Origin of the sequence: Gymnodinialimonas sp. 202GB13-11 (genome assembly GCF_040932485.1) — a bacterium.
Lineage (GTDB): Bacteria > Pseudomonadota > Alphaproteobacteria > Rhodobacterales > Rhodobacteraceae > Gymnodinialimonas > Gymnodinialimonas hymeniacidonis.
Genome location: NZ_JBFRBH010000001.1, coordinates 2,464,566 through 2,488,156, shown reverse-complemented (window position 1 = coordinate 2,488,156; position 23,591 = coordinate 2,464,566). Strand labels below are relative to the sequence as shown.

At 61.1% G+C, this 23,591-nt stretch carries 22 protein-coding genes; 7 read left to right on the top strand and 15 right to left on the bottom strand.

Annotated elements, in window-relative coordinates:
• Positions 1–31: 31 nt before the first annotated feature.
• The gene (locus V8J81_RS12520; RefSeq protein ID WP_368476088.1) at positions 32–190 is read left to right on the top strand and encodes a hypothetical protein; all 159 of its coding nucleotides are present in this window, start codon (positions 32–34) and stop codon (positions 188–190) included.
• Between the two features lie 243 nt (positions 191–433).
• On the opposite strand, the gene V8J81_RS12515 is transcribed toward V8J81_RS12520, so the two are convergent.
• A complete protein-coding gene (locus V8J81_RS12515) occupies positions 434–1,654 on the bottom strand; it encodes a trypsin-like serine peptidase (RefSeq protein ID WP_368476087.1) in 1,221 nt (406 codons plus the stop codon).
• Here V8J81_RS12515 and V8J81_RS12510 point away from each other — a divergent pair.
• Entirely contained in the window at positions 1,644–1,937 is a 294-nt protein-coding gene (locus V8J81_RS12510; RefSeq protein WP_368476086.1) for a hypothetical protein, read from the top strand. The two genes, V8J81_RS12515 and V8J81_RS12510, sit on opposite strands and share 11 nt — an antisense overlap.
• Positions 1,938–2,039: 102 nt before the next feature.
• Here V8J81_RS12510 and V8J81_RS12505 read toward each other — a convergent pair whose 3' ends face one another.
• The 5 genes from V8J81_RS12505 to V8J81_RS12485 all read right to left on the bottom strand — a co-directional run bounded on the left by V8J81_RS12505 (position 2,040) and on the right by V8J81_RS12485 (position 7,890).
• Complete coding sequence (locus tag V8J81_RS12505) at positions 2,040–2,813, bottom strand: Fic family protein (RefSeq protein WP_368476085.1); 774 nt, start codon at positions 2,811–2,813, stop codon at positions 2,040–2,042.
• Positions 2,814–2,817: 4 nt separating this feature from the next.
• Positions 2,818–2,982: a hypothetical protein gene (locus V8J81_RS12500; protein WP_368476084.1), complete on the bottom strand. Its 165-nt coding sequence runs from the start codon at positions 2,980–2,982 to the stop codon at positions 2,818–2,820.
• Positions 2,983–3,090: 108 nt separating this feature from the next.
• Positions 3,091–6,420, bottom strand: a complete 3,330-nt coding sequence (carB, locus tag V8J81_RS12495) for a carbamoyl-phosphate synthase large subunit (RefSeq protein ID WP_368476083.1) — start codon at positions 6,418–6,420, stop codon at positions 3,091–3,093.
• Positions 6,421–6,567: 147 nt separating this feature from the next.
• Positions 6,568–7,245, bottom strand: coding sequence for an outer membrane protein (locus V8J81_RS12490; RefSeq protein WP_368476082.1), 678 nt, complete (start codon positions 7,243–7,245; stop codon positions 6,568–6,570).
• Between the two features lie 114 nt (positions 7,246–7,359).
• The gene (locus V8J81_RS12485; RefSeq protein ID WP_368476081.1) at positions 7,360–7,890 is read right to left on the bottom strand and encodes a flavodoxin domain-containing protein; all 531 of its coding nucleotides are present in this window, start codon (positions 7,888–7,890) and stop codon (positions 7,360–7,362) included.
• Between the two features lie 182 nt (positions 7,891–8,072).
• Here V8J81_RS12485 and V8J81_RS12480 point away from each other — a divergent pair, with 182 nt between their 5' ends.
• Entirely contained in the window at positions 8,073–8,750 is a 678-nt protein-coding gene (locus V8J81_RS12480) for an HAD family hydrolase (protein ID WP_368476080.1), read from the top strand.
• Here V8J81_RS12480 and V8J81_RS12475 read toward each other — a convergent pair.
• The 3 genes from V8J81_RS12475 to V8J81_RS12465 form a co-directional block, all read right to left on the bottom strand.
• Positions 8,747–8,971 (bottom strand): hypothetical protein, encoded by a 225-nt coding sequence (locus tag V8J81_RS12475; RefSeq protein WP_368476079.1) that lies wholly within the window; start codon positions 8,969–8,971, stop codon positions 8,747–8,749. The two genes, V8J81_RS12480 and V8J81_RS12475, sit on opposite strands and share 4 nt — an antisense overlap.
• Positions 8,968–10,194 carry a class I SAM-dependent methyltransferase gene (locus V8J81_RS12470; RefSeq protein WP_368476078.1) on the bottom strand — a complete coding sequence of 409 codons (1,227 nt, stop codon included), beginning with the start codon at positions 10,192–10,194 and terminating at the stop codon, positions 8,968–8,970. The genes V8J81_RS12475 and V8J81_RS12470 overlap by 4 nt, the downstream gene beginning before the upstream one ends.
• A 173-nt stretch (positions 10,195–10,367) precedes the next feature.
• Positions 10,368–11,489, bottom strand: coding sequence for a peptidoglycan DD-metalloendopeptidase family protein (locus tag V8J81_RS12465; protein WP_368476077.1), 1,122 nt, complete (start codon positions 11,487–11,489; stop codon positions 10,368–10,370).
• Between the two features lie 238 nt (positions 11,490–11,727).
• On the opposite strand from V8J81_RS12465, the gene V8J81_RS12460 reads away from it, so the two are divergent.
• Together V8J81_RS12460 and V8J81_RS12455 are read left to right on the top strand one after the other, a co-directional pair.
• Positions 11,728–13,713, top strand: a complete 1,986-nt coding sequence (locus V8J81_RS12460) for a hybrid sensor histidine kinase/response regulator (protein WP_368476076.1) — start codon at positions 11,728–11,730, stop codon at positions 13,711–13,713.
• 21 nt (positions 13,714–13,734) lie between these two features.
• On the top strand, positions 13,735–14,832 hold the full coding sequence (locus tag V8J81_RS12455) for a WD40 repeat domain-containing protein (RefSeq protein WP_368476075.1): 1,098 nt from the start codon (positions 13,735–13,737) through the stop codon (positions 14,830–14,832).
• Positions 14,833–14,835: 3 nt separating this feature from the next.
• Here V8J81_RS12455 and V8J81_RS12450 read toward each other — a convergent pair whose 3' ends face one another.
• The 6 genes from V8J81_RS12450 to V8J81_RS12425 all read right to left on the bottom strand — a co-directional run bounded on the left by V8J81_RS12450 (position 14,836) and on the right by V8J81_RS12425 (position 21,317).
• Positions 14,836–15,489, bottom strand: coding sequence for a protein-L-isoaspartate(D-aspartate) O-methyltransferase (locus V8J81_RS12450; protein ID WP_368476074.1), 654 nt, complete (start codon positions 15,487–15,489; stop codon positions 14,836–14,838).
• Complete coding sequence (surE, locus tag V8J81_RS12445; protein WP_368476073.1) at positions 15,486–16,274, bottom strand: 5'/3'-nucleotidase SurE; 789 nt, start codon at positions 16,272–16,274, stop codon at positions 15,486–15,488. Before surE ends, V8J81_RS12450 begins: the two co-directional genes overlap by 4 nt.
• Positions 16,275–16,452: 178 nt before the next feature.
• Positions 16,453–17,157, bottom strand: coding sequence for a TspO-related membrane protein (locus V8J81_RS12440; protein WP_368476072.1), 705 nt, complete (start codon positions 17,155–17,157; stop codon positions 16,453–16,455).
• A 48-nt stretch (positions 17,158–17,205) separates the two neighbouring features.
• Positions 17,206–17,937, bottom strand: coding sequence for a TspO-related membrane protein (locus V8J81_RS12435; protein WP_368476071.1), 732 nt, complete (start codon positions 17,935–17,937; stop codon positions 17,206–17,208).
• A gap of 42 nt (positions 17,938–17,979) precedes the next feature.
• Positions 17,980–19,272, bottom strand: coding sequence for a serine--tRNA ligase (serS, locus tag V8J81_RS12430; RefSeq protein WP_368476070.1), 1,293 nt, complete (start codon positions 19,270–19,272; stop codon positions 17,980–17,982).
• Between the two features lie 185 nt (positions 19,273–19,457).
• A complete protein-coding gene (locus tag V8J81_RS12425; protein WP_368476069.1) occupies positions 19,458–21,317 on the bottom strand; it encodes a pentapeptide repeat-containing protein in 1,860 nt (619 codons plus the stop codon).
• Positions 21,318–21,545: 228 nt separating this feature from the next.
• Here V8J81_RS12425 and yajC point away from each other — a divergent pair, with 228 nt between their 5' ends.
• Complete coding sequence (gene yajC / locus V8J81_RS12420) at positions 21,546–21,827, top strand: preprotein translocase subunit YajC (protein WP_368476068.1); 282 nt, start codon at positions 21,546–21,548, stop codon at positions 21,825–21,827.
• Between the two features lie 87 nt (positions 21,828–21,914).
• Complete coding sequence (gene secD / locus V8J81_RS12415) at positions 21,915–23,591, top strand: protein translocase subunit SecD (RefSeq protein WP_368476067.1); 1,677 nt, start codon at positions 21,915–21,917, stop codon at positions 23,589–23,591.

Sequence of the window (23,591 nt, the reverse complement as noted above, 5' to 3'; positions counted from 1 at the left end):
TGTCCTGGCCCTGGGGGCCTGAGTTGATCCCTTGCCGGTGGGCGAGGGCGGGGCCTTTGGCCCGGTCCTTGGCACCGCACCGCGTGAGGCGGTAGGACCGGGGCCGTTTCTGACCGGCGGCGGCGGCGCGGCGGGGCCGAGCCCGACGGCAGCCCCGGCTGCGGCGGCTGCGACTTTCCCGGCGGAATGAGCCCGCCGTCCCGGATTTCGGCGTGTCGGCAACAGGGCATATGTGGGTGGCCAGGAAGGTGTGATCCTCCCTGTAACGAATGCCGACCAGGCGAATGCTGTTCTGACTCGGCGTGACCTGTATGCGTTTAGTGGAAATCCGGACATTTGCGCGACGGCGTATGATATCTACGGGCGTCAATATACGAGCTGTCTATAAGCCCTAAGGCGTAGAAAGGGGCCGTCGGGCCGCCCCTTTTGATCTTTACTTGACGGGCTGCGGGGCTGCCGCCGGGGCGCCGCCCTGGCCAACCGTCGCAAGCTCTCTTACCACATAGTCGACATACATCGCGACGTTGCGGTCGTACTCCTCGTTCGGGCGGGGATCGGTGCGGCTTTCCACGCCGATGATCCGGTAACGGTCGCCATCCTGGATGAACAGCGGTGAGCCGCTGTCGCCTTGCAGTGTGTCGCACTGGTGGACGAGGACGTTCTGCGGGGCCACTTCGATGAACGGGCAATCGAGGTTGCCGGTCAGCGTGCCTTGCTGGTCGTAGCTGTAGCCCGCTTGCAGGATATCGGGGCCGCCCCCGGCTTGCAGGGCGGAGATCTCCTCAGGCGTCAGAACACCCACATCCATCCAGCCGAGTTGATCGCCAAGCGGTTGGTCGAGGTAGAGGAAGGCGTAGTCCGTCCCCTCCTGCTCACCGTTCAGGTAGCCTTGGGCGACGTGATAGCCCGAGATGCCGGAGCGCGCGACGTGGTTGCCGTTCTGGAACCCGGCGAGGAATTCGACGGGTTGTGAGACGATCTGCCCGTTTTCCGCCAGGCAATGGGCCGAGGTCAGGATCGTGGCAGAACCGATCAGTACAGCGGTGCAGGACGCATCGCCCAGGTCGAGAAAGCCGATCATGTTCCACGGGGCGGAGGCGGCATCCATGACGATGCGGTCATCATTGCCGAAAAAGGCGCGGTCGAAGCTGGGCCCGTAGTTTTCGTATTCCGTAATGGCGAGGTCGGCGACGGGCAATTGGCCAGAGACCGGCGCATAGGTGCCGACATAGATGTTGTATTCGCCGGTTGTGGGCGTGTCGAAGCGCACACGCGGGTTCAGGCCCGCGAAATCGTCGTTGCAATGGTAGGTGCCGTCGGGCGTCTGCACGAGCAACACGGTATCGGCACCGGACGTGACGAAGAACTGCAGCGGAAAGCCGAGATCGCCGGAGGTGAAGTTCAGGCGAAAGTTCGGATCGCCCGAGAAGTGGCCTTGGCAACGGTTGCCAGTGCGCTGGTCGGAATAGGTGCCGATATGCGGGCCGCCCGCTTCGAGTTGGACTTCGTGGGGGTCGGGCTGGAAGTTCGTGACGAGGTCGACCTGCCCGAAGAGCGGCGGGGTCAGGCCGGGTTCTTCGCCAGGTTTGTGGGCGTCGGCGAGGGCGGGGAGGGCGAGCGCTGTGAGGGCCGTTGCGGCCAGAATGCGGTGCATATCGGTGCCTTTGGTTGTGGCTGGTGGAACAGAGGTGGCCGCTGGCGGGGCGTGGCGCAAGGTAAGGAAATGCGGGGAATTAACGGGGTTTGATGACGCGGAGTTGATTTTGGGCGAGGGTTTGGCGAGGGTGGAGGCGGATTTTATTGAGGGTTTTGAGATGGTTCGGATGGGTTTGGTTGTTGTGGTGGTTTTGGTGGCCGGGTGTGTTGGCGGAGGTGATCGGTGCACGCAGGTTATCGATCCGGATACGCTGGAGGTGACGGAGTTGGTGTGTGAGTGAGTGAGGGTGGCGCTTAAATCTTGTCGAAAACCACGGAGTCACGTGATCGGGCCAAGGCCAATAAACGACGGGACGTGGTCGACCTCTTAGGCCACTTTCAGGTTAGGCAATTATCCAACCGATAACGGCCAGAACTATGGCTATGCAGCCCCCATAGAAAACCGGACGTTTTTCCAGCGCAGCGAGCAATCCACCTCTTTCTGGTGGCGGGCTCGCCGAAGGTTGCATGTGGTCATTCCCTGTTGCCTTACCGTGAATATCAACCAATTGATTAGCCAAATAGTTTTCGAGCAGCTTCTCCATCTGGGATACATTCATTGTCCCAGTTTTGTTTGCGGCATCTGCTGCTTCTAGAGCGTTATAGTAAGGCTGCTTGTTCTCAGAGATCTGCTCAGGAATAGTCTTCGTTCCGGGCAGCACGTATCCTAGGCGCCCGCACAGTACCATGTATGACAACATACGAGAGGTTCTGCCGTTTCCATCAGCAAACGGGTGTATCCAGTTTAAACGCCACATTGCATAAGACGATAAATGCGTCGCAGTTTTGGACTCCCAGTGGTCTGCGATGTATTCCAACATCTCTTCCACATATCTTGGCACATCATCGCCTGATATTGGCTGATGCACGCTGCCTCTGATCGCCACGTTAGCGGGCCGAAAGTTGCCCGCGTACTGGTCGATTCCATCCATCGCTTTTCGATGTAGGTTCAAGAGCGTAGAGACGCGAAGCTTCGGCTTACCGTCAGCAATCCAGCGCTCAACTTCCTCCATCCCCCAATCAAACTGTAAGAGAGCATTTTCAGCTTCCTTCTGTGCTAGTTCAATCGGATCTTCTATTAGTGGAGGTATTTCCGCCTCACTTTTGCGATCGGACATGTATTCAGCTGCCCTTTTGCGCGGCTTCGACGACCATCTCCTTGGTTACGTCATCGTTTTCGATTTTGGCGGTACCAAACGCAAAGCTAATACGCTGCTCGGTTCTCTGAGCGCCAGTCATCTGCACACGCCGTGCTTGTTCGACAAGTCGTTCAAGTGGTTCCGACATTGCTGAGCTCCCTAGGTTTCTTTGTTGTTCTCAAACTGCCATCGACAAATGGATTCTGGCAAGGACCAACACACTACATCTAGGCAATCGAGTCTTTATTGCCACTCTTCACCCCTGCAACGCCCGCACCACCGTCTCGCCCTCTTTCGCGCTCACCATCGCCTGCGCCGCTGCGTGACTGCCCGCCAAAGTCGTGTAATACGGAATCTTGTCCATCAGGGTGACGCTGCGCATGGACCGTGAGTCCTCGACCGCTTGCGCGCCTTCGGTGGTGTTCATCACCAGCTGCACGCCGCCGTCTTTCATGATGTCGACGATGGTCCGGCCGCCCTCGTAGTGTTTGTTCACGACCTCTGACGCGATGCCGTGCTCGCTCAGGAACGCTGCGGTGCCGCGGGTGGCGAGGATGGTGAAGCCGAGGTCTTTCAGCATCTGGGCGGTTTCGACCAGTTCCGCCGTCTTGTCGGCTTCCTTGATCGACAGGAAGGCCGTGCCTTCGGTCGGCAAATGGGTGCCTGCGCCGAGCTGCGCCTTGAGGAAGGCGCGGGGGAAGGTGCGGTCCCAGCCCATGACTTCGCCGGTGGAGCGCATTTCCGGCCCCAGAAGCGTGTCGACGCCGGGGAAGCGGGCGAAGGGGAGGACGGCCTCTTTCACCGAGTACCAAGGCGTGCGGAAATCGGCGAGCGACATGGGGTCGCCGATCTCGATCGGGGTGTCTTCGTCCACGTCGACATGGGGCGCGTGGGCGGGGAAGTCGGCCAGTTTCTCACCGGCCATGAGGCGCGCGGCGATACTCGCGATGGCGCTGTCCGTGGCCTTGGCGACGAAGGGGACGGTGCGGGAGGCGCGGGGGTTGACCTCGATCAGGTAGATCTCGTCGCCTTTGACGGCGAACTGGATGTTCATCAGGCCCACGACGTTGAGCGCCTTGGCGAGTGCCTTGGTTTGGCGGATGATTTCGTCCTGCACGTCGGTCGAGAGCGTGTGGGGCGGCAGGGAACAGGCACTGTCGCCGGAATGCACGCCCGCCTCTTCGATGTGCTGCATGATGCCTGCGACGTGGACGTCCGTGCCGTCGCATAGGGCGTCGACGTCGACTTCGGTTGCGCCGTCGAGATAGGAGTCGAGCAGCACGGGGCTGTCGCCGGAGACGACCACGGCGTCGCGGATATAGCGATCAAGCTGCGCTGTGTCGCGGACGATTTCCATGGCGCGGCCGCCGAGGACGTAGGAGGGGCGGATGACGAGGGGGTAGCCGAGGTGTTCGGCGGCCTCTTTCGCCTGTTCGTCGGTGGTGGCGATGGCGTTTTCGGGCTGTTTCAGGTCGAGCTTCTGGACGAGTTGCTGGAAGCGTTCGCGGTCTTCGGCGAGGTCGATGGCGTCGGGCGTGGTGCCGAGTATCGGAATGCCTGCGGCCTCAAGGGCGTTAGCGAGTTTCAGGGGGGTCTGCCCGCCGAATTGCACGATGACGCCGTGGAGGGTGCCGTTGTCCTGCTCCACGCGGAGGATTTCGAGGGTGTGTTCCAGCGTGAGCGGTTCGAAGTAGAGGCGGTCGGAGGTGTCGTAATCGGTTGAGACCGTCTCCGGGTTGCAGTTGACCATGATGGTTTCATAGTCCGCATCGCTGAGCGCGAAGCAGGCGTGGCAGCAGCAATAGTCGAACTCGATGCCCTGGCCGATGCGGTTGGGGCCACCACCGAGGATGACGACCTTCTTGCGGTCGGAGGGGCGGGCCTCGCACTCGGCCTCACCCATCGCGGGGGCCTCGTAGGTGGAATACATGTAGGGCGTCTGCGCCTCGAACTCGGCCGCGCAGGTGTCGATACGCTTGAACTGGGCGATGACACCGGCGCCGTGGCGGGCGGTGCGGATCTCGGCCTCGGGGATACCGGTGAGGATGGAGAGGCGGGCGTCGGTGAAGCCCATCATCTTCACGCGGCGGAAGTCTTCGGGCGTGGCGAGCATACCCTGTTCGCGGATGCGGGTTTCCTCGTCGATAATCTCGCGGATACGGGCGAGGAACCAGGGATCAAACGCCGTGACGTGCTGGATGTCGTCGTCAGAGAGGCCTTCGCGCATGGCTTGGGCGATGACGCGGAGGCGGTCGGGGGTTTGCTGGCTGAGCGCCTTGGTGATGGCGGCGGGGTCTTCGCCGAGGCCGGGGATCTCGATCTCATCGAAGCCGGTGAGGCCGGTTTCCATGGAGGCGAGCGCCTTTTGGACGGACTCGTGGAAGGAGCGGCCGATGGCCATGGCCTCGCCCACGGATTTCATCGCGGTGGTCAGGTGCGGCTCGGAGCCGGGGAATTTCTCGAAGGCGAAGCGGGGGATCTTGGTGACGACATAGTCGATGGTCGGCTCGAAGCTGGCGGGCGTGACCTTGGTGATGTCGTTGTCCAATTCGTCCAGCGTGTAGCCCACGGCGAGCTTCGCGGCGATTTTGGCGATGGGGAAGCCGGTGGCTTTGGAGGCCAGCGCGGAGGAACGCGAGACGCGCGGGTTCATCTCGATCACGACCATGCGGCCATCGGCGGGGTTCACGGCCCATTGCACGTTGGAGCCGCCGGTTTCGACGCCGATTTCCCGCAGCACGTTGATCGAATGCGTGCGCATGATCTGGTATTCTTTGTCGGTCAGCGTGAGGGCCGGGGCGACGGTGATCGAGTCGCCGGTATGAACGCCCATCGGATCCACGTTTTCGATGGAGCAGACGATGATGGCGTTGTCGGCTTTGTCGCGGACGACCTCCATCTCATATTCTTTCCAGCCGAGCAGGGACTCGTCGACGAGGATTTGGCCCACAGGCGACGCGTCCATACCGGAGCGGCAGATGGCGACGTAATCGTCGCGGTTGTAAGCTACGCCCCCGCCAGTGCCTCCAAGGGTGTAGGCAGGGCGGATGATGGCGGGCAGGCCCACGAATTCCAGCGTCTCAAGCGCGATGGCGACGCCGGCGTCGAGGTCTTTCTTGCCGTCTACCGTTGGGGCGGTCACGATCTCGGCCTTCGGGTTTTCGATGCCGAGGCGGTCCATCGCCTCGCGGAACAGCTTACGGTCTTCGGCCATCTCGATGGCGGGACGCTTGGCGCCGATCATCTCGACCCCGAATTGGTCGAGGACGCCCATTTCCTCAAGCGCCAGCGACGTATTCAGGCCGGTTTGCCCGCCCATGGTCGGAAGAAGCGCATCGGGGCGTTCTTTTTCAATTATCTTGGCGACGACCTCGGGCGTGATCGGCTCGATATAGGTGGCGTCGGCAAGCTCCGGGTCCGTCATGATCGTGGCGGGGTTCGAGTTGACGAGGATGACGCGGTAGCCTTCCTCGCGCAGCGCCTTGCAAGCCTGGGCGCCGGAATAGTCGAACTCGCAGGCCTGCCCGATAACAATGGGGCCCGCGCCGATAATCATGATGGAGTTGATATCGGTTCTTTTCGGCATGGTGTCCCCCGACGCAATGACCTGGCCCGCCTGAGTGCCGGGCAAACTGTCGGCGTTATAGTGGTGGGGGCGTGGGGTGCAAGGGAGAGACTCAAAGAAAAGGGCACGCCGGGGCCGGCGCGGCGCTGTTTTCCGGGACGGGCCTTCTCAGAAGCGGAACGCGTAGCCGACTGTGACATCTGAATAGGAGGGGTTTGTGATTACCTGGGGTATGAGAGAAACCCCGGTGTTCGGCGGCGGAAATGCAGTAAGACCATACTGGATGTCGTCCATCTGTGTGTGCGAAACCTGAATGCGCAAAAAAGAGCGGTCGGATATTTGGTAGTCCACTCCGGCGCCGACGGTCGTTCCGGTGCGGAAGGTCGCGTCCCGTTCAATTGGGCCAAGGGCGGGGATCGTATAGCTGCTGGACACCTCGGTTGTTGTCACGCCAAAAGAGATGAACGGCAAGGCGCGGCCAGCATCATAGGCAAACCGAACTGCTAAGGTGGCCGATGTCCCGTAGGTCATGTTGGCGGATTGTCCGGGGTTGCCGCCCACACCAGAGCCGGAGATTTCACCAAATCCGGCAGACAATTCGACACCGGTAACAACAGTATCGCTCAGGTACCAATTATGCCCGGCGAAGCCACGGACGTGTGCGCCAGTCACCTCAGCATCGTATTGCGAGGACAAAAGTCCGAAGAAGGTGAAGAATCCCTGATTTGTCCCAACACCATAAGACAGTGCGCCGCCGCCATATGCGCCGGCCCAGTCCTGCGCTTGGGCGGACGTGGTGATAAGGCCCGCAACAATGCCTGCGGTAAAAATAGCGTGTTTGATCATGACGACATCCTTTCGCCCCAAGGTTACTTGGGACGCGCTCTGAGCCGCCAAAGCAAAACAAAACTGCCCTTTTTACTCCAGAAATTTGCGGGACGTTGCGCAATCATCACGACGTCAGGCCTGCTCCAGCCAGCCTTCCAGCGCCGCGTCCAGCGCGGGCCAATCGGTGAAGTCGTGATCGGCGGACAGGTCGGTGCCCGGGTCCTTCTTGGCGATGATCCGACGCATGATGAGGCGGGTGACGATGTCGTAGGCGCTGGGTTTGTAAGCGCCCGCCACATGGGTGACATGGCCAGGGTGCCAGCTGGTGGCCTCGGTCAGGTCATGCAGGGCGGTGTCGAGGCCGCGCCAATCGTCGGTGTCGTGGCCTGCTGCCGCCAAGGAGACAGCCAGAAACAGGGTTGGCATGGTGTTCAGCCGATCCGCGTGGAGAGAGGCGAACTCGGTCATCGCGGGCTGGTAGTGCCCGGCGTGGAGGGAGCCTGCGAGGATCACGCCGTCAAAGCGACGCGGGTCGAGCCCCTCAGCCTCGATCAACGGCAAAAGCTCGACCGAATGCCCGATGTCGTGAAGCCGGTCCATCGCATGACGTGCAATCCTGCGGGTTTGGCCGTGGGTGCTTGCATAGGCGATCAGGTATTTCATGGCTGTCTCCGGAAATGATCTGAGGGGATGTTCAATCATGCCATCCCCAGCGCCAGGCCGCCCTGATCGTGGTCAAATGCGTCGGCGTCCTGAGTCTATTTTCTGCAAAGAAGGGGAACTTTTCGGGCGCGCCCTATGTTTCGGCTCTGAACGTCTGCGTCACCCTTCACGGAGAGATCTCCATGCCCCAGCCTAAAGCCTTGTTTTTCGGTGCCATTGGCACGCTCGTCGAAACCTCGGACATGCAGCGCCGCGCGTTCAACGCGGCCTTTAACCATCTCAGTCTTGGCTGGAGCTGGGGGCGCGAGGCCTACCGAGAGATGCTGCACGCCCCCGGCGGCAAATCCCGGATCGAGGCCTATGCCGAGGCGCAGGGGCAGGATGTGGACGTGGATGAGATCTATCGCGCCAAGGTCGCCTATTTCCGGGAATTCGCGCGCGACGGGTTGGAGCCGCGGCCAGGTGTGCTCGACGTGATCGAACGGGCGCAATCCAAAGGCGTGGCTCTGGGATTTGCGACCACCACGGGGACGCAGACCGTCGATCTGATTTTCGAAGGGCTGAAGGGCGTGATCACACGCGACATGTTCGGCTTTGTCGGGGATCGCGATTTCGTCTCGGCCAGCAAGCCATCGCCGGAAATCTACCGGTTGGGACTGGCCCATTTTGGGATCAGTGCAGGCCAAGCCGTGGCGATCGAGGACACACCCGAAAGCGCGCAATCGTCGCTCGCCGCCGGGATTGAGACGCTGGCCTTTCCCGGTGAGGCGGCACGGGGTCGGTCCTTTCCGTCCGGCATCACGCATGTTCTGGATCGGTTGGAGCCCAGTTTCTGTGGGCTGGGTCTGTCGGCGGCCTAACCGTCGGACAGGTGGCCGCCGCGATTGTCGATGCGGCCCCCCACCATCCCTGCAAGCGTCACCGTGGCCCCGCGTTCAATCACAAGGTCGCCGCCGACCATCCCGTTCAGTTTCAGGTTCACCCCGGCGGCGACAGTGGCGGTGCCGCCCACCATCCCATTGAACTGGCCAGATGTATGGAAGGTGTGATTGCCCCCTATGATCGGTTTAGATGGGTTCATTCTGCTGCCTCCATTTTGCGGTTGGGTTCGCGGTAGAGGTAATCGCGGCTGAGCGGCACCGCTTCCTGCCGCTTGGTCATCTGGTATTGGAACACGCACTGGCGGTTGTGGCGGAAGGTGACTTCGCAAGCCTTCAGATAGTAGCGCCACATGCGGCAGAAACGATCATCATAGAGCGCGCGGGCCTTATCCTCGTTCGCCACGAAACGATCGTGCCAGTGGCGCAGGGTTTCGGCGTAGTGGAGGCGCCAGACCTCTACATCGCAGGAGTAGAGGCCGGATTTCTCGACCGCCGCCGACATCTCCGAAAGGGCCGGGCAATAGCCGCCGGGGAAGATGTATTTCTGGATCCAGGGGGAGGTGTGGCCGGGCACATAGGCCCGCCCGATCGTGTGGATCAGGGCCACCCCACCCTCCTTCAACCGGTCGCGGACGTTTCGGAAGTATTCGACATAATGAGGCACGCCAACATGTTCGAACATGCCGATTGAGACGACGCGGTCGAATTCGCCCGTGACCTCACGGTAATCGCGCAACTCGAACCGGACACGATCTTGCAAACCGGCATCTGCCGCGCGCTGACAGGCGGTGCGATGCTGTTCTTCGCTGAGGGTCACGCCAAGCACGCGCACGCCATAATCGCGCGCAAGTGTCAGCGCCATGCCGCCCCAGCCGCAGCCGATCTCCAACACCTCCATATCCGGCTGCAACAAGAGCTTGCCGGCAATGTGGTGCTTTTTGGCCTCCTGCGCTGCGTCGAGCGACATGGAAGGATCGGGGAAGTAGCCGCAGGAGTATTGCCGGTCGGCATCGAGGAAGAGGTCATAGAGCTCCGAGCTCAGATCATAGTGATGGGCCACGTTTTCGCGCGCGCGCCGGGCCGGGTTCCACTGATCAAAGCGGCGGCGCGCCTTGAAAATGGCCGCCGTCGCGCGGCGCCACCAGACATCGTCCCCGACGCCCGCATTTTCGGTGGCGCAGGCCAGAAACCCCTCCAGATCATCCTGTCCGATGGTCAGGCGGCCATCCATATAGGCCTCGCCCACGGCAAGATCGGTATTCAGGACAAGGCGGCGGGGCAGGCCGGGGTCGTGCAGCGTAACCTCAATCGGCGCGGCATCCTCCTCGCCATAAACGCGCCGGGTGCCGTCTGGGTAGGTCAAAGCAAGGGCACGGCGCTGAATGAAATCGCGCATCATGCGGTCCAGGATGCGATCCCACATGGGCAGCCTCCTAATTCTGTTGAACCACAGGGATTTTGCCCGAGTTTGCGGCGAAAATCAAAACGCCTCCAACCGAATGGGCACCGGATCGGCAGGATTCAGCGCTGCCGCGCGCCTACAGCGCGCGTGCGACGATGGCGAAGTCGGCGCAATCCCTCCAACGCTCTAACGCGTTAAGGCAGGTAATCAGAAGGATCTACAGCCTCAAACCCGCGCCGGACCTCGAAGTGCAGGAATGACGGGTCTCCGCCACCTACTTCCGCCACGGTTGCGCCCCGGCTGACGCTGTCACCCCGGCTGACACGAATGTTCTGGATATTGGCGTACACCGTCAGCAATCCACCGCTGTGGCGCACCACGAGGATCGGCACCTGATCGGTGTCTTGCGTAATCGCAGCCACAGTTCCGTCTGCGGCGGCGCGCACCGGAGTGCCGGCAGCGGCCCCAATGTCGATGCCCTCATTGCCCGAGCCATAGCCGCGCAGGACGGAGCCTTCGACAGGCCGGATTAGCCGGGCACTGGATTGCTGGGGCGCTGCAGGGGCGGGCGCCGGGGCTGCTTCGGGCGCGCCGGTACCGGTGCCTTGAAGGTCGGGCAAGGTTGCCGTCTCGATTTGGCCGGGCAGCGGGTCAGAGGCAGAGGGCGGCAGCGGGGCCACGGAAGTGCCGGGCTCGGTCGCATCTGCTGCGGCTGCGTTTTCGATCACGATGGGGATCAAGAGGAACTGCCCCTCGCGTACGGCGAGGTCCGGGCCGAGGCCGTTCCATTCGGCCAAGCTGCGCACCGAAACGCCATAAAGACGGGCGACCGAATAGGCGGTCTCGCCGCGTGCGATGCGGTGCCGAACAGGCTCCTGTCCATCGGGAAGCTGTGGGCCGGAGGCCGTCGGGTTTGCGGCGTCAGCGGCATCAATTGCGCCGCGTGCAATGGATGCAATGTCGTTTCCGGTGCCGGGCGTCGTGCCGCCGGTGACGCGGCGGGGCAGGGCCAAGACCTCACCATCACGCAGCGCGTCGCCTGCGGAGCGGCCGTTGAAGGTGGCGAGTTCCTCGGCACCTAGGCCGATGCGTGTGGCCACATCGGCGACCGTATCACCGCGGCGCGCGACGGCGACTTGGTAGCTGTCATAGGAAATCAGCCCGCGACTATCGGGGTCAGGGCGATCGGCTGTCACCGCTTCGCCGCGCGGCGCGTTGGGGCGGAAATCGAAATCCCACTCGGAGGGCGCGCCAACACAGGCGGCCAACAAGGCAGGCGCCAGCAGCGTCAGGCTGCGGCGGGCAAAACGTGTCATGGGCAGGCGCATGGCGCTCGAACCTTCCTCAATGTCGGCCTCGTAACGGGCCTTTGGCCTTTAATTGCATGCAAGTATAGCATGACCCAAGGGGAAATCGGAAGGGTCTTGCCCCGCGGGGGCGCGATGGGCGGGGGATTGCTGGCAAAGCTGGTCGTGCGATGTGCCAAGGCAGGTCATGTGTTCGCAGCTAAAGCTGTGCTACATCAGATCAAACTACCGATATGGGGACCTTTGAATGCCGACGTCGCAATGGGAAGCGGATGCCTTTTTGGCAAAGATAACCAATGTGGTTCCCGGGATTGTATATGTTTTCAATCAGAAGACCCAATCCAACGAATACACCAATTCAACGCTTGCCGAAATTCTAGGTTATTCCAGCCCAGAATTGGTTGAGATGGGCGATGCGCTGTTTCCGACATTGTGCCACCCTGATGATCTGCCTCGGATCGGCGAGTACTTTGCCTCTCTCCAGCAACTGAAGGACGGTGAGACGGCGTCGATCGAATACCGAATGCGCCACAAAAGCGATTATTGGGTCTGGCTGCTGTCATACGACACGGTCTTTGATCGCGACGAAGATGGGTCCGTTGCGCGCCATATCGGTGTGGCCACGGATATTACGGCCCAAAAGAGCAGCGAAGCCGCCGCCGCCGCAACGCGAGATGAGTTGGAGACGATCTTCAACGCGGCCTCAAGCGGTATCGTCGCCATGGATGAAAAAGGGGTGATCGTCCGCATCAATTCGACCGCGCGCCACATGCTGGGTGGGATCGTGAAGGAAGTGCCCTTTGAGTGGCCGGAGACAATCCAGTTTCTGGACCCTGAAACCATGCAGCCCTTGATCGCGAGTGCCGATCCGTTGCGCCGCGCTTTGGCGGGCCATTCCCTCCAAGGCGAAACCCATTTGCTGCGGCGTCATGCCGGCCCTGAGACCGCTCGGTACGTTCGGGTGGGCAATGCTGCGGTGGAACATAGGGCCAGTGGCATAGACATGGTGCTGGTTCTGGACGATGTGTCGAGCGAAGAACGCAATCGACAGGTCATTGAACGCAAGAGCAGGCTGGATGCCCTTGGTCAGCTGACGGGCGGAATTGCCCATGATTTCAACAACCTGTTGGCGTCTCTGCTGTATGCCATCGATCTTGCTGGCAAGGCCGAAAGACCGGATCAGCGTGCAAGCTATCTTGAGACGGCGGCGCAATCGGTCAAGCGCGGCTCGGCCTTGACGGCGCGACTGTTGGCGTTTGCGCGCCGTCAACCGGGGCTTGCCTCCGTCCGGTCAACTGCCGACGTCTTTGAAGAGTTCAAATTGCTGGTCCGCCCCATGATCGAAGAGCATTTTGAGCTTGAACTGTCGGTAAGCGATCCGGATCTGCGCCACCGATGTGATCAGACTCAGCTTGAAACTGCGTTGATGAACCTGGTGTTGAATGCCCGGGATGCCATGATGCGGTCGGGTGAAGGTAGCCGTATTCAGATCAAGGCACGTCCGGTTCTCGCAACGAGTGAGAGCCTCGACGATACCCAACACACCGAGGAAGCGGCTGAAGATGGCGCCGCCTTGCGGTATGTAGAAATTAGCGTGTCTGACAACGGACCGGGCATGGATGAGGAAACACTGAAGCGCTGCACCGATCCGTTTTTCACCACAAAGGAGAGCAATTCCGGCACCGGCCTGGGCTTGGCGATTGTCTACGGGTTCATCACCCAGTCCAACGGTGATCTGCGCATCTATTCCGAAGAGGGGATTGGCACAACAGTGCAGATGACCCTGCCGCGTGGCACAGCGCTTGGCACACGGGAAGCCGCCGTCCAGACCGCCCCGGTCGCGCAAGGCAATGGTGAGACGATCCTGGTGGTCGAGGATGAATTCATGCTGCTGAGCATGATGACCGATCTGCTGGAGAAGCTCGATTACGACGTGGTCACAGCATCGTCCGGCCAAGAGGCGTTGGAAAAGATCGAGGCTGGAGAGCACATCGACCTTTTGCTGACGGACGTGGTCATGCCGGGCAAGTTGGGCGGGTTTGAACTGGCGCGCCTTTCCCGTGAAATTCAGCCCGATCTGCCGGTGGTCTACATGTCGGGCTATACCGGGTTTACCGACACTGAGATGGGAGCCGTGCGGGCCCCGTTGTTGCAAAAGCCGGCCCCGGCGGAGGAGTTGGGGCGCGTGATCGCCACTGCGTTGAAATCCGCCGATAGCTCTGACGACACCTGATTTCATTGAGGTATTCCTGACATGCGATTTTGTTTTGGTGCGGTGATTTCGGCCGCCGTGATGTGTTTCTCTGGCCTTGCTGCTGGGGCGCAATCCGGAGAGGTAGAGGTCACAGCGCGGCTGTGTTTCGATACCGAGCTCGACAACGCCCGTGCGCCACGTGCCTTGCCATTGGGCAACGGAATAATGTTCTCGGACTGGACCCGAACCTTGTACACGCTGTCGCTTGAGGATGGCACGGCAACCCCGGTCCTTGAGGGCTTGAGTGACGAGGTTTTCAACCTGAGCGTCAGCGCCGACGAAAGCGTGGTGTTGGTGCGATTTGAAGACCGCTCGTTCCAGGCCCATGATCTGGCGACCGGCACGTTGATGTCTGCGATGGGTCCGCATCGCGGCTATCTGCGCGAGACGATCATCAACGCCGATGGCTCACGCGCCATGTCGCGGGACGCAAACCTGGTCGGGGCCCTTTGGGATGTGGCAGCCGGGACAGAGATCGTGACGTTCGTCCCACCCCAAAACCCGGTCTCGGCCTTCGCGTTTTCCGAGGATGGAACGATGGCGGTCGTGGGTGTAGGCAATGGTGTTCTCTATTACGATGCTGGGGCGGGCGAACGTCTGCACAGCTACGAATTTGCTGAGATCGCCGATCACATTGTCCACGTGCAGTTTTTCGACGCTGACCACTCGATCCTCGTGTTCAGCCGGGGCGAGGTGCGGATCATCAACCATAGTGAGGGGCGTCTGCTGCGCAGTTGGGCTGCGGAGCCAGAGTTTGCGTTGGTCAATGTCGTAGCCTCGCTGAACCATGCCTATCTTGCCTACGATGACACGTCATCGGTCTATGTGCACAACCTTGCAACCGGAGAGGTTCTGCATCGGCTCGACCACGAGGACTCAGTGCAACGGTTGCGGATGGATGCAACAGGCGCTCGACTGGTCAGTGCGGGTCAGGATGCAACCGTGCGTCTGTGGGACTCGGAAACCGGCGAGGAATTGGCTCGTTTCCTTGCTCATGAGGGTGTGGTGTCGGACGCGAGGGTACTGCCGGGGGATGATGCGGTGTTGAGCCTTGGGTCGGACGATCAGATTTGCGTGTTCGACATTCCTGCGCAGTAAGGATCACTCCCGCGCAACGCCTTCCATCAAGGGCACGAAGCGCACCGGCATGATCTCTTCATAGTCGAAGCCGTCGTCGATGCGGGTGACTTTGATTAGGCTTTGCACGGCATCTGATTGGCCCACGGGCACGACCATGACACCACCGGGCTTAAGCTGCTGCATCAGGGGGCCGGGCGGATCCTCTGCGGCGGCGGTCACAAGGATGCGGTCAAATGGGCCCTGATCCGGTAACCCGAAAGAGCCATCGCCGGTGATGACCGTGATGTTCACTAGGCCCTCGCGGGTAAAGGCGAGCTCCGCGTCGCGGGTCAGGTTGCGATGGCGGTCGACCGTGTAGATGCGGCGGGCCAGATGGCTCAGGATCGCGGCCTGATAGCCAGAGCCAGTGCCCACTTCGAGCACAGTATCGCGCGGCTGCACCTCAAGCGCCTGGGTCATCAGACCCACAACCGAGGGCTGGCTGATCGTCTGGCCCGAGGCGATGGGAAGCGGCATATCCTCGTACGCGCGGGTAGCGAAATGGCCGCGCACATAGGCACCGCGATCCACTTTCTCCATCGCTTCCAGTACGCGCTTGTCGGTTATCCCCTTCTGGCGGAGCTGGAACAGGAACTGCATCTTGCGTTCCGCGTCATAGCCCCGCGTGTCGCTCATTCGACGGCGGCTTTCAGGTCTTCGAGACGGTCGCGCGCGGTTAGATCAGCGCGCATGGGCGTGACCGAGATATAGCCTTCGATGTTGACCGTAGCGTCCGTGTCCGCGCCGGAGGAGACGTTTTGCGGGTTGCCTGTGATCCACAGGAACTTGCGACCGTTGGGGGCGATGTCGGCCTTCATGCCCATGCCCGACTGCCCCTCGCGGAAGCCTTGGGCCACCACGCGGGTGCCTTTGACATCCGCCGCGGGGCAGGGCGGGAAATTGACGTTGTAGAAAAGCTTGTAGGGCACGCTGTCGAACGCACCGGGTGCTGCGAGGATCTTGCGGATCACGTCGGCACCGTGGGTCGCTGCGGCCTCAAAACTGTTGTCGAGGCTGATATTAGCAGGGCCATAGTATTGCGAGAGCGCGATGGCAGGTACGCCTTGAATAGCCGCTTCAATCGCCGCACCGATGGTGCCGGAATAAAGCGTGTTCTCAGCCGAGTTGTTACCCTTGTTCACGCCCGACAGGATCAGGTCGGGGGGGCTGTCTTTCATCACCTCATGCAGGCCGGCGATAACGCAATCGGCGGGTGAGCCTTCGGCGGCGAAGCGCTGCGGCCCAAATTCCGAGATCAGGGTGGGGTGCACGTAAGAGATGCAATGGCCGACGCCCGATTGCTCGAACGCAGGTGCGACGGTCCAGACATTGTCCGCACCCGCAAGCTCGGCTGCGATGGCGTGCAGGACCTTGAGGCCGGGGGCATTGATGCCGTCGTCGTTGGTGATGAGAATACGCATGGGCGCGGGTGTATCCGGTGGCGCGGGGGGCGTCCAGCGGTGGCGTGGCCCGGTTGGGCGAAAGGCCCGCCCGCCCACCCCCTCTCGTCCACCCGGGCCAGTCTGCAGGCGCCGGTGCATGTGGCTCGCGGTACAAGAATTTAAAGTATTTGGAACCAGTGGAAGACCGGGTTTCGCGTCAGGTTGACTGCGCCTCTATGCGGCGACCCAGTGCGATGGCGATCAGCAAAAGCGCGCCGAGGGCGGCGGCGGTTGCGAAAGCAGGAAAGATGTTCCAGTTCGCGATCATGGTGCCGATCAATGCCCAGACGACCGCGCCGGGATAGGCGAGTGTGTCTGTTTTGCGGGTGATCGTGATGGTCGCGATGAGGGCGATAGCCAGTGCGATCCAGCTGGCTGTGTTTTGCGAGGCAAGGCCATAGCCTGCTGCCACCGTGCTGGCCGCCACGCAAGACGCGGCGGTGAGCCAGCCTGTGTAAAGGCCAATCGGCGCGCGTGCATATGGCGTGGCGGGGGATCTAAGAAGCGCCGCAAGCGCGCTGGCCCACATGGCAATGATCATCACAGTTGCCGGGACGGGTGCAGCTAACGCCACGGGGATCCACGCGGCCCCCAGAACCATGGAGATGATCAGCCATGGTCGAAATGGGGCCCAGTCCGGATCAATGGCGTGCTTGAACAGGCCGTAGGCGGCGGACGCGATGAGGCCCAGATAGATCAAGCCCCAAAGCGCGAAGGCATAGCCTGCGGGCTGGATCGGCAGACGTTCGACCGGGATGGGAAGCTGCGCCGGATCGAAGCCGGTAAAGGGCTGCGTGAAGACCGGCACAACCGCGAAGGCAATGGCTGTCGCGAATGTGAGGGCGGCGATAAGTGTATGCATGCGTGGCATGTAGAACAGTGCTTGCGCAACGGCCAGCCCAGTTGGCGGTCACATCCTGCGGGCGACGGCCATGCTTGCAAAAGCCATCATGAGGCAAGCGCCGCCCGCCGCACCCCATGCGAACCCTGAGGGCCAGGCGGCGATCGCAATTCCGACTGCGGCCCACATCACCGCGAGCGGGTACGTCCATGTCCAAACACGCCAGGTGATTGCGGCGGCCACTATGATGGCGATTGGTAAGGCGACCCAGCTCGCCAGCTCCGGCGATGCAATGCCGTAACCTGCGGTAATGGTTGCGAGGGAGACGAAGCTGGCGGCCGTTAGCCAACCGGCGTAGAGCCCGATGGGCCAGCGCGCCCATGCCCGCTCGATAATCGGAGCTTTCGCGAGTGCGACCAGGGCCGTGACCAACATGACTAGGATCAGCACGGTGGCCCAAATTGGGCTCACATTAGCGACAGGGATCCACGCGGCCCCAACAGAGAGCGAGACGAACAGCCATGGCCGATGGCCGGTCCAGCGTGCATCGTCGTCACGCTTGAACAAGCCGTAGCCAGTGCTGAGGATCAGCCAGAGGTAAATCACACCCCAGATGGAAAAGGCCCATCCAGCCGGTTGGATCGGTAAATCCGTGACCGGAACGGGGAAGCGATCTGCCTCGAACCCGCCGAATGGCGTGGCAAAGAAAGGGACCATCGCAAAGGCGATTGAGGCGGTCAGGCAAAGGATGGCCCAGAGGCGGGCGCGATCCGTTTGCGCGGGAACATGCATATAAGTCATGCGAACTAACGCGTTACTTATGCGATGGTTCCGTCGGGCGGCTCAGACGAGTGTGCCGTCGCTGTCGACGCGCGTTTTGCCGCCCAGATAGGGGTGGAGCGCCTCGGGCAGCGAGACCGACCCGTCCGCTTCCTGCCCATTCTCCAGCACCGCGATCAGGCAGCGGCCCACGGCGAGGCCGGAGCCGTTGAGGGTGTGGACGAACTCGGGCTTGCCGCCTTCGGACGGCTTGAAGCGGGCATTCATGCGTCGGGCCTGGAAGGCACCACAGGTGGAGACGGAACTGATCTCACGGTATGTGTTCTGGCCGGGGAGCCACGCTTCGATATCGTAGGTGCGCACGGCGCCGAAGCCCATATCGCCGGTGCAGAGGACAACCGTGCGGTAGGGGATGTTCAGGCGGTCGAGGATGCCCTCGGCGCATCCCAGCATACGCTGTTGTTCTTCGTCACTTTTTTCAGGATGCGTGACGGAGACCATCTCCACCTTTTCGAATTGGTGCTGGCGGAGCATGCCCGCTGTGTCGCGGCCGGCGGAGCCTGCCTCAGACCGGAAACAGAGGCTGTGAGCGGTGTAGCGACGGGGGAGGTAATCCTCGTCGATCGTGGCGTTTGCGACAATGTTGGTGAGGCTGACCTCGGACGTGGGGATGAGCCACCAGCCATTGGTTGTCTGGTAGCTGTCCTCGCCGAATTTGGGCAGTTGGCCGGTGCCGTACATCGTCTCATTGCGGACCAAAACCGGCGCGTTGACTTCGGTGAGGCCGTTCTCAACGGTATGAATATCCAGCATAAATTGCGCCAGAGCGCGGTGGAGGCGGGCGATGGCGCCGCTGAGCAGGACGAAACGGCTGCCGGAGAGTTTGGCGGCGGTCTCGAAATCCATGCTCGGTTTGACGGCGGGGATGTCGAAGTGCTCAACCGGCTGGAAATCGAACGTGCGCGGAGTGCCGCGGCGGTGGAGTTCGACGTTATCCTCCTCGTCATCCCCGTCGGGAATGTCGTCGGCAGGGAGGTTGGGAATGGCCTCCAGAATGGCCGTCAGCTCGGCATCCTTGGCCTTCGCCTCATCCTCCAGACGGGCGATTTCATCTTTCTTTTCAGCAACTAACGCGCGGAGACGCTCGAATTCGGCCTCGTCCCCGCTGGCCTTGGCTTTGCCGACTTCCTTGGAGGCGGCGTTGCGGTCGGCTTGCGCTGCTTCGGCGGCCGTGATCGCGGCGCGGCGGGCCTCGTCAATCGCGAGGATATCGGAGGACATGGGCGACAAACCACGGCGCGAGAGGGCGGCGTCGAACGCTGCGGGATTGTCGCGGATCATGCGGATGTCGTGCATGGGGTGGCCTCCGGTGGGTGTAGTTTGGCGGGGGTATGCCAGAGGGGCGCGAAGGGGGGAAGGGGGCGGTTTGGGGGTGAGTGATTGTGTAGTGAACCTGTAGTTATTCTGTAGTTACAGATCTGCGCACGGATTTTGGGGTTTGGGGTGGGTTTTGTGCGGAGGAATGGTGGGTTGCACCCACCCTACGGGCGGTAATCGGGGGCGATGGTGACGGGTGGATCGAGGGTGGCGGCCCAGTCGCGCCATTGGGTTATGAAGTCTTCGTTTGTGAACCTGCCCTCCATAACAATCCAATGGTCAGGTGCTCGCTCCGCCAGAACCTCGTTGAACACGATCACATCGTTCCAGTGATCGTCGATCCATTCAATCTCAGCCTCTGAAATCTCGGAGATTGCGGCTCCTTGAAGTTCGGCATCGGCAATTCTTGTGCCTTGGGAGAGTGAGATGCGGGTCAACTGTGCTCCGTGTAGCCGTACTCCGAACAGTTGCGTGTCTTGAAATTGCGAATTGGATAGGTTCGCATAACGCAAGTCGCTTTCGTGCAATCGCGCTCCCTGAAATTCCGCATCAATAAAGTCTTGGCCCAGAAAGCGCGCCCCAAACATTCTTGCGCCTTGAAAGTTTGCGTTGCGAAAAGTTGTCCCGCCCGCGCCTTGAGCCGCACCAAGATTAGCCCTTTGAAGTGATGCGTCATTGAGGTTCGCGCCGCTTAGATTTGCAAGAACCATGTTCGCTTCCTGGAGATTTGCTCCGGACAATCGGGCGCCTTGCAGCTGGACGGAATTCATCTGTGCCGTTTGCAGTTGTGCTTCTGAGAGGTCTGCCCCCTGCAGGTTTGCGTTGGTCAGAACCGCACCGAACAACTGAGCCCCGCGCAAGTCTGCATTGCGCAAATCACGGTTTGCCAAGTTTGGCGGTCCCAGCGAGAGGATTTGGTCAGCTCGGTAACTTTCCCAAAGCGTGAAGAATTCAGCTTCGAGGTTCGCGAAATGCTGTTCACAATCGAGACCTTGTAAATCGGCACGATGCGTGCTGCACCAATCTTCTCTTGCGCTTACCACGCTACTTGGGCGCGCACCGGCCCATTCGACGTCGGGGCCACATTCGCTCATTTCCAGGTTCACACGGCCACACCATTCTATTCTGTACTGCCGTCGCGCCACAGCGTAGTCGCGCTGATTGGCGGGCAAATCAATCGTTTGAAGGTTTTGTAGGTTTGCTGTTTCAAGGAACAGAAAACTTGAGAATGTTGAATCCAGCCAGATCTGTGCTGTCGCGTCACTTGGCAATACGACGGGATTGCTGAAATCGCGCACCATTCCCCAATGGGTCTTGACCATGCCCAACAAGGCACAAGCAATCATGATTGGTGCGAAGCCGACCGCGTAGACTAAACTATCTCTTTCAGCGCGTAATTGGGACCCCAGTGCGGAACGTACTGAGATCCAAGAGACGATCCCTGCCAGACCAGAAAGTGTCGTCAGTCCGACAATCCCCAACGTGAGTACCCATTGGTGCGCGACCCAGCTGTGGTACCAGAAGAGGACCAGCACAAGCGGTGCCGCCCACCAGACGAGCCCCAGCGTCAGCCATTTCACGCCCCAGTCCAATGGGCGGTCCTCGATCGCGCCGTCGCCGCGCATCTTCAATAGGAGATCCACGAGGAGCCATGAATTAAGATAGTGCTCCAATCGGACATCATCTCTTTTCGGGAAAGGGTTCGGGGCATGAATTGCCGCGCCCATTTTTCGAATATGGAGGTGTAGATAAACGTAAAGGGCTGCGCCAAGAATTGGTGCAAAGATGAAGAATGACAAAGTAGGGATCGAAACACCGATCAGCGGAAGTGTCGTCTGTCGTGTATCAAGAAAGAAATCCGCGTCCTCGACGCCGAGAACGGTGACCGTCGCAAACGCGAGATACGCCAGTAGCCCGAACCAGTTCGTGCGCCCGACCCTCGTCAGCTCATTGATGCGGTTGATTTGCGCATCGACATGGTCGTCTTCGATTTGGACGCGGTGGATCGGGTCAGGTTCTGCCATCTCACTCACTTTTGCGGTAATCGCGGCGACCTGCAACCAGACGCACCAGTGTCGCCACCAAGCGACAGCCGCACCTTATCCTCCCTCACGCCTTGCACCCCTCCGTTCCCGCGCCCATCTGGCCCTTTAGGACCCGTTGCACTCTGCCCGCCTCCCAACTAGGGTGCCGCAAATTTTGACACCGGCGCGCAAAGCCGCGCCAAGACCAACAAACAAAGGACCCCGCCCATGGAAGCCTTCGGCCAGGTGATCCCGCTGATCCTGATCCTCGTGATCATGTATTTCTTCCTGATCCGCCCTCAGCAGAAGAAGGTGAAAGAGCATCAGGCGATGGTCGAGGCGCTGCGCCGGGGGGATGAGGTTGTCACGCAAGGTGGCCTCATTGGCAAGATCACCAAGGTGAAGGACGACACCGAGGTTGAGGTCGAGATCGCCAAGGATGTGCGCATCCGGGTGCTGCGGCCGACGATTGCGCAGGTCCGCTCCAAGACCGAGCCTGCAAACGACTGATCCCTGCTGACGGCGCGCAAATTCGGGCGCGCTGCTGGCGAGAACGATTAAGCGGGCGGTTCACGCCCCTCCCTGCGAGGACCACACATGCTTCAGATCCCGCTCTGGAACCGGCTGTTCATCCTGCTCGTGCTGCTGGCGGGGCTGACATTCGCCTTCCCGAATTTCTTCTATGAGCGAGTGGAGCGGCACAATGATGCCGTGGCCGAGATGGAGCGGGAAGGCGTTGAGACCGAAGAGCTTTTGGCCGAGCAGGCTTTGTGGCCCGACGTGCTTCCGGCGACGTTGGTGAACCTCGGCCTCGACCTGCGGGGCGGTGCGCATCTGCTGGCCGAGGTGCAGGTTGAAGATGTGTACGAGGCGCGGATGGATGGGCTTTGGCCCGAGGTCCGCAACGCGCTGCGTGAGTTGCAGGCTGAAACGGGCGGCATCCAGCGACAGGATACAGATCCCGGCCAGTTGCAGGTCTTGATCCGCAATGTCGAAGGCATGCCTGCGGCGGTTGCCGCGGTGCGCGAGTTGGGCCAGCCGGTGGTCAGCCTGACGGGTGGGATCGGTGAAAGCACGCTGGATGTGAGCGGGTCGGGCAATATCCTGACGGTGCGTCTGAGCGATGCGGAACAGCAGGCCACGAATGACCGGACGATGCAGCAATCGATCGAGATTGTGCGGCGTCGTGTGGATGAGGCGGGCACGCGGGAGCCGACCATTCAGCGGCAGGGGCAGGACCGTATTCTGATCCAGGTGCCGGGGATCGGCTCGGCCCAGGAATTGAAGGACCTGATCGGGACAACCGCGCGGCTGACGTTCCACCCGGTTGTGGGGCGTGCGGGATCCGCCGACGAGCAGGTTGAAAGCCGTCAGATGGTGCTGCCGTCGATTGACCCCGATGAGCAGGGAACATTCTACATTCTTGAGCAGACGCCGGTGGTGACGGGCGATGATCTGGTGGACAGCCAGCCCTCGTTTGACCAGCAAAGCGGGCTGCCCGTGGTGACGTTCCGGTTCAACCCGTCCGGTGCGCGGGCGTTTGGCGAATATACGGCGGCCAATGTGGGCGCGCCGTTTGCGATTGTGCTGGATGAAGAGGTGATCAGCGCCCCGGTAATCCGGCAGGCGATCACGGGCGGTGCGGGCCAGATCAGCGGCAACTTCACGGTGGAGTCCTCGACGGAGCTGGCGATCTTGCTGCGCGCCGGGGCCTTGCCGGCGGAGATGACGTTCCTGGAAGAGCGAACCATCGGGCCGGAATTGGGCGCGGACAGCATCGAGGCGGGACAGATCGCGGCTTTGGTGGCGTTTGCGGCGGTGCTTGTGTTCATGATCCTCAGTTACGGGACGTTCGGTATCTTCGCCTCCATCGCGTTGATCCTGAACGTGGGCATGATCTTTGGCGTCCTGTCGCTGATCGGGGCGACGCTGACCTTGCCGGGGATCGCGGGGATCGTGCTGACGATCGGTATGGCAGTGGACGCCAACGTGCTGGTGTTTGAACGCATCCGGGAAGAACTGAAAACGGCGCGCGGGCCTGCGCGGGCCATCGAGTTGGGGTACGAGCGGGCGCTGAGCGCCATTATCGATGCCAACATCACGACCTTCATCATTGCGACGATCCTGTTCGTCCTCGGCTCCGGCCCCGTGCGGGGCTTCTCCGTCACGTTGGGGATCGGGATCGTCACGTCGGTCTTCACGGCCATTTATGTCACACGGCTTCTGATCATCTTCTGGTTTGAGCGCCGCCGCCCCAAGACAATCGAGGTTTGA

Coding starts and splice junctions, on each gene's coding strand:
- yajC (WP_368476068.1), top strand. CDS start 21,546: ATGGAAGCCTTCGGCCAGGTGATCCCGCTGATCCTGATCCTCGTGATC.
- secD (WP_368476067.1), top strand. CDS start 21,915: ATGCTTCAGATCCCGCTCTGGAACCGGCTGTTCATCCTGCTCGTGCTG.
- V8J81_RS12440 (WP_368476072.1), bottom strand. CDS start 17,157: ATGCATACACTTATCGCCGCCCTCACATTCGCGACAGCCATTGCCTTC.
- V8J81_RS12510 (WP_368476086.1), top strand. CDS start 1,644: ATGCGGTGCATATCGGTGCCTTTGGTTGTGGCTGGTGGAACAGAGGTG.
- V8J81_RS12450 (WP_368476074.1), bottom strand. CDS start 15,489: ATGAGCGACACGCGGGGCTATGACGCGGAACGCAAGATGCAGTTCCTG.
- V8J81_RS12470 (WP_368476078.1), bottom strand. CDS start 10,194: ATGTGGGATCGCATCCTGGACCGCATGATGCGCGATTTCATTCAGCGC.
- serS (WP_368476070.1), bottom strand. CDS start 19,272: ATGCACGACATCCGCATGATCCGCGACAATCCCGCAGCGTTCGACGCC.
- V8J81_RS12490 (WP_368476082.1), bottom strand. CDS start 7,245: ATGATCAAACACGCTATTTTTACCGCAGGCATTGTTGCGGGCCTTATC.
- V8J81_RS12480 (WP_368476080.1), top strand. CDS start 8,073: ATGCCCCAGCCTAAAGCCTTGTTTTTCGGTGCCATTGGCACGCTCGTC.
- V8J81_RS12435 (WP_368476071.1), bottom strand. CDS start 17,937: ATGACTTATATGCATGTTCCCGCGCAAACGGATCGCGCCCGCCTCTGG.
- V8J81_RS12485 (WP_368476081.1), bottom strand. CDS start 7,890: ATGAAATACCTGATCGCCTATGCAAGCACCCACGGCCAAACCCGCAGG.
- V8J81_RS12500 (WP_368476084.1), bottom strand. CDS start 2,982: ATGTCGGAACCACTTGAACGACTTGTCGAACAAGCACGGCGTGTGCAG.
- surE (WP_368476073.1), bottom strand. CDS start 16,274: ATGCGTATTCTCATCACCAACGACGACGGCATCAATGCCCCCGGCCTC.
- V8J81_RS12475 (WP_368476079.1), bottom strand. CDS start 8,971: ATGAACCCATCTAAACCGATCATAGGGGGCAATCACACCTTCCATACA.
- V8J81_RS12425 (WP_368476069.1), bottom strand. CDS start 21,317: ATGGCAGAACCTGACCCGATCCACCGCGTCCAAATCGAAGACGACCAT.
- V8J81_RS12455 (WP_368476075.1), top strand. CDS start 13,735: ATGCGATTTTGTTTTGGTGCGGTGATTTCGGCCGCCGTGATGTGTTTC.
- carB (WP_368476083.1), bottom strand. CDS start 6,420: ATGCCGAAAAGAACCGATATCAACTCCATCATGATTATCGGCGCGGGC.
- V8J81_RS12465 (WP_368476077.1), bottom strand. CDS start 11,489: ATGACACGTTTTGCCCGCCGCAGCCTGACGCTGCTGGCGCCTGCCTTG.
- V8J81_RS12515 (WP_368476087.1), bottom strand. CDS start 1,654: ATGCACCGCATTCTGGCCGCAACGGCCCTCACAGCGCTCGCCCTCCCC.
- V8J81_RS12505 (WP_368476085.1), bottom strand. CDS start 2,813: ATGTCCGATCGCAAAAGTGAGGCGGAAATACCTCCACTAATAGAAGAT.
- V8J81_RS12460 (WP_368476076.1), top strand. CDS start 11,728: ATGCCGACGTCGCAATGGGAAGCGGATGCCTTTTTGGCAAAGATAACC.